This window comes from Acinetobacter sp. (assembly GCF_050285345.1).
Classification (GTDB): Bacteria; Pseudomonadota; Gammaproteobacteria; order Pseudomonadales; family Moraxellaceae; genus Acinetobacter.
On sequence record NZ_JBLZXR010000062.1, the window covers coordinates 1 to 3,848 of the forward strand.

Sequence of the window (3,848 nt, forward strand, 5' to 3'; positions counted from 1 at the left end):
CATGTCGTATGGCTTACGCCAGTCGCTTATATCCTCGTGCTGAACCACGAGGTTTTACGCTCCAAGTGATAAAAAATGAAAAAAATAATTATCGCTTTAGTTTGCTGTATTAATCTCAGTGCTTGCATGACTAGCCCTGCCTTACCCTTAAATGAACGTCCTGATAGTTGGGGTGAACTAATTCAACGCGACAGTAATTTTTATCAAATTGATCATTCTCTTTATCGTAGTGAACAACCTTCGGCTGAGTTAAGCCAACTGATTCAAACACATCAAATTGATGTGATAATTAATTTACGTGCTCGACATAAAGATCCAAAAATCGTACAAGACCCTAGCATCGAATATGTTCATCTTCCGATTCATACTTGGCAAATAAATCGAGAAGATTTACTACAAGTGATGCGAACGATTCAACAGGCTAAACAAAAGCAGCAAAAAGTATTGATTCATTGCTACCACGGTTCCGACCGTACAGGCGCGAGTGTGGCAATGTATCGTATTATTTTTCAAGGCTGGAGTATTGAGGCGGCCAAACAAGAAATGAAACACGGTGGCTACGGTTACCATTCCATTTGGAAAAATATAGACCAGTTATTGAATGTTAAAAATGTAAGATGGATTCAAGAGCAACTCCTGAATCCATCTTAAATACAACCAAGTACCTGCTTCAAACTTAACGTTTATCCAGTGGCACCCAGTCAATCACCCATGCAGATTTCATATTCAAACTTGCATCTGCGTTAATTTTTTTACGGGTTGCATCTGCGGCATCACGGTCTTTCGATGGTCCAACCATAATCCGGATCCCTTTAGAGGTTGGACTCTTGGTCACTTTATAGCCTTTGGCACGCAATTTCGCAGCAACAGCATCCGCATTCGCTTCATTTGCAGCCAGTGCAACCTGAACCATCCATTGCTTATCGCCATTTTCAAGTAAGTCACGTGCCTTTTCAGCTTCAGCTTTTTTCTTCGCTTCTGCTTTACGTTTTTCTTCAGCCTTTTGCTTTTCTTCAGCTTGGCGTTTCTCGTCAGCTTTGCGTTTTTCTTCAGCGGCTTTCTTTTCAGCTGCCTTTTTATTGGCTTCAGCTTGCGCTTTACGTTCAGCTTCTTTTTTGGCTTCGGCTTGACGTTTTTCATCAGCCGCTTTCTTTTCGGCTGCTACACGTGCTTGTTGGTCAGACTTTTGTTGCGCCGTTTGTTGGTCTAACTTTTTTTGAGCCGCCAACTTTTCCTCAGCAATACGCTTTTGCTTGGCTTTTTCATCTTCAACCAGTTCTGGTGGAATATTGTCTGAACTTTGCTGTGCGGTACGGTGCGCATTTAATGCTGCGTATTCTTCAGCAGCTTTACGTGCTGCATCGGCTTCCGCTTGTTGCTGCATGGCCAAAAATTCAGCCGCACGCGCTTCTTGTTCCGCAACCGACTTTTCACGTGTACGACGCTGTTCTTCCAGTAGACGTTTTTCAGTTTCAACATCAACTGTCAATGACGACATTTTCCCTGCACCTTGGCCTTGTTGTTCAACTTGTGCCATGTTTGGTGCTTGGTTCTGAGTTTGATGTATTTCTTCTTTACCTTTGAGAAGTAGCGCGGCTAAAAGCACCCCACCCCCTAATAAAACAACGCCACCCATCCAGCGTTGTTTGTTATTCATTGACATTCTTCCAGATACTCCCATACCGCTTCTAAGGTATGAAACGAACCACATACCAGAATCAGCTGATTATTCTTTGTTTCTTCCAGCGCTGACTTAAAAGCTAATTTTACATTGTCGTAATGTTCTACGACTTGATTCTGTAACGCGTCATCTAATTGTGTGATCTCAGCCGCACGCGGTACCGTTAATTGTGCAATTTTCCACATTCTTACGGTATCTTTCAATAAGTTAACGACAGAATTTATGTCTTTATCAGTCAGCATTGAAAAAACGCTAATCACTTCTGTGTACTGTTTATTGTACTGGAGGAAATTTCGCAATTGCTTTAACAAAAATTCAACACCATGCGGATTATGCCCCGCATCAAAAATCACAGTTTTTCCGGCAATTTCACGCACTTCAAAACGACCTTGCAGTTTGGCATTGACAATACCTGTTGCAATCGCCTGTTGAGTCACTTCTAATCCGCTGACCAGAATCGCCGCAACTGCAGTTGAGATATTTTCTAGTGCCAAAGCACCGACAGGCAGTTTTAAGGTCGTACCTGAAGAGGCGAACATCCAAGACTGACCATCTTCACTGTATTGGTAGAAATAATCGCGATGCAGCACATGCAGCGTGGCCTGACAGTCTTCCACCTTTTGACGAATCGCCGCAGGAAGTTCTTGATCACCACCAAAAATCACAGGAACATGGGGACGGATAATGCCAGCTTTTTCAAACGCAATTTTTTCGATGCTATCGCCCAACCAATCGGTATGGTCAAGCCCAATATTGGTAATAACAGCAACATCTGGATCAATGACATTCACCACATCGAGTCGACCACCCAGGCCAACTTCGAGCACCCAAACATCACACTGTTGCTGTTTAAAAATAACAAAAGCGGCCAAAGTGGTCGCTTCAAAAAATGACAAACTTAAATCACATTCACGACGTGCCTGATCTACAGCGACAAAGGCATCAATCAGGCTTTGGTCGTCCACTTCAACACCTTGAAGCTTTACCCGTTCATTGAAACGATAGATATGGGGAGATTGGTACAATCCAACCTTATACCCTTGCGCATTTAAAATCGCTGCTAAGGTTGTGGTGGTTGAACCTTTACCGTTGGTCCCTGCGACTGTCAAAACTTTGGCATTCGGCTGAGTCACCCCCAATCGTTCTGCAACAGGTATCACCCGTTCCAGACCTAAATCAATACCCGTAACATGAACATGGCTCCAATAATCGAGCCATGTGTTTAAAGAATCAGATGCAAGTGGTGCTGTGTTCAAGGCAAATTCATCAATTTCGCGACAATACGATAAACTGTATCACGTAATGCATGACGGTGAACAATTTGATCGATTACACCATGATCAAGCAAGTATTCAGCACGTTGGAACGGTTCTTCTAGTTTTTCACGTACTGTTTGCTCAATGACACGTTTACCTGCGAAACCAATCATAGCTTTCGGCTCAGCAATATGCACATCACCTAACATTGCAAGTGACGCTGTTACACCGCCATAAACCGGATGAGTCAACACCACTAAATACGGTAGACCCGCATCTTTCATTTTTTGGATTGCCGCAGAAGTACGCGCCATTTGCATCAAAGACAACATGCCTTCTTGCATACGTGCACCACCTGATGCAGCAAAGCAGATCAACGGTTGTTTAGCTTTAATCGCAAGTTCAGCCGCTTGAACAAAACGGTCACCGACCACTGTGCCCATTGAACCGCCCATAAAATCAAATTCGAATGCCGCTGCAATCATCGGGATGTCTTTGAGCAAACCTTGCATCACTACAAGCGCTTCAGTTTCACCAGTTTTTTGCTGAGCTTCGCTCATACGATCAGGATAAGCTTTGCTATCGACAAATTTAAGTGGATCTTTGGCTTTAAATTCTTGACCAAGTTCTTTTTGCACTTGATCAAAGAACCAGTTCAAACGATCACGCGCTTTCATGCGTAGATGTTCATCACATTGTGGACAAACGTAAGCATTAAATGACATCGCAGTGCGCGTCACGAGTGCATGACATTCAGGACATTCAATCGTTGGCTCAGTAAATGTTGCCTTTAAGGCTTGCTGTTCATCGGGTATCTGAATACCCGGTACAACGCGCTCAGTCCATGGCGTAGATGCGCTTAGAATTTTGCCTGTTTTTGCGTCTTGACTCATACTAACTCATCGAGCGCA

At 43.5% G+C, this 3,848-nt stretch carries 4 protein-coding genes; 1 reads left to right on the forward strand and 3 read right to left on the reverse strand.

The annotated features are described in order from the left end of the window. The first annotated feature begins 75 nt into the window (after positions 1 to 75). Positions 76 to 651, forward strand: a complete 576-nt coding sequence (locus ACN6OV_RS05860; RefSeq protein WP_427950665.1) for a dual specificity protein phosphatase family protein — start codon at positions 76 to 78, stop codon at positions 649 to 651. Positions 652 to 676: 25 nt separating this feature from the next. On the opposite strand, the gene ACN6OV_RS05865 is transcribed toward ACN6OV_RS05860, so the two are convergent. From ACN6OV_RS05865 to accD, 3 genes are read right to left on the reverse strand one after another with little or no spacing between them, the layout of a single operon-like run. Next, positions 677 to 1,663, reverse strand: a complete 987-nt coding sequence (locus ACN6OV_RS05865; RefSeq protein ID WP_427950667.1) for an SPOR domain-containing protein — start codon at positions 1,661 to 1,663, stop codon at positions 677 to 679. Further along, positions 1,654 to 2,937 (reverse strand): bifunctional tetrahydrofolate synthase/dihydrofolate synthase, encoded by a 1,284-nt coding sequence (folC, locus tag ACN6OV_RS05870; RefSeq protein ID WP_427950670.1) that lies wholly within the window; start codon positions 2,935 to 2,937, stop codon positions 1,654 to 1,656. Before folC ends, ACN6OV_RS05865 begins: the two co-directional genes overlap by 10 nt. Next, positions 2,934 to 3,830 (reverse strand): acetyl-CoA carboxylase, carboxyltransferase subunit beta, encoded by an 897-nt coding sequence (gene accD, locus ACN6OV_RS05875; protein WP_427950671.1) that lies wholly within the window; start codon positions 3,828 to 3,830, stop codon positions 2,934 to 2,936. Before accD ends, folC begins: the two co-directional genes overlap by 4 nt. Positions 3,831 to 3,848 lie beyond the last annotated feature (18 nt).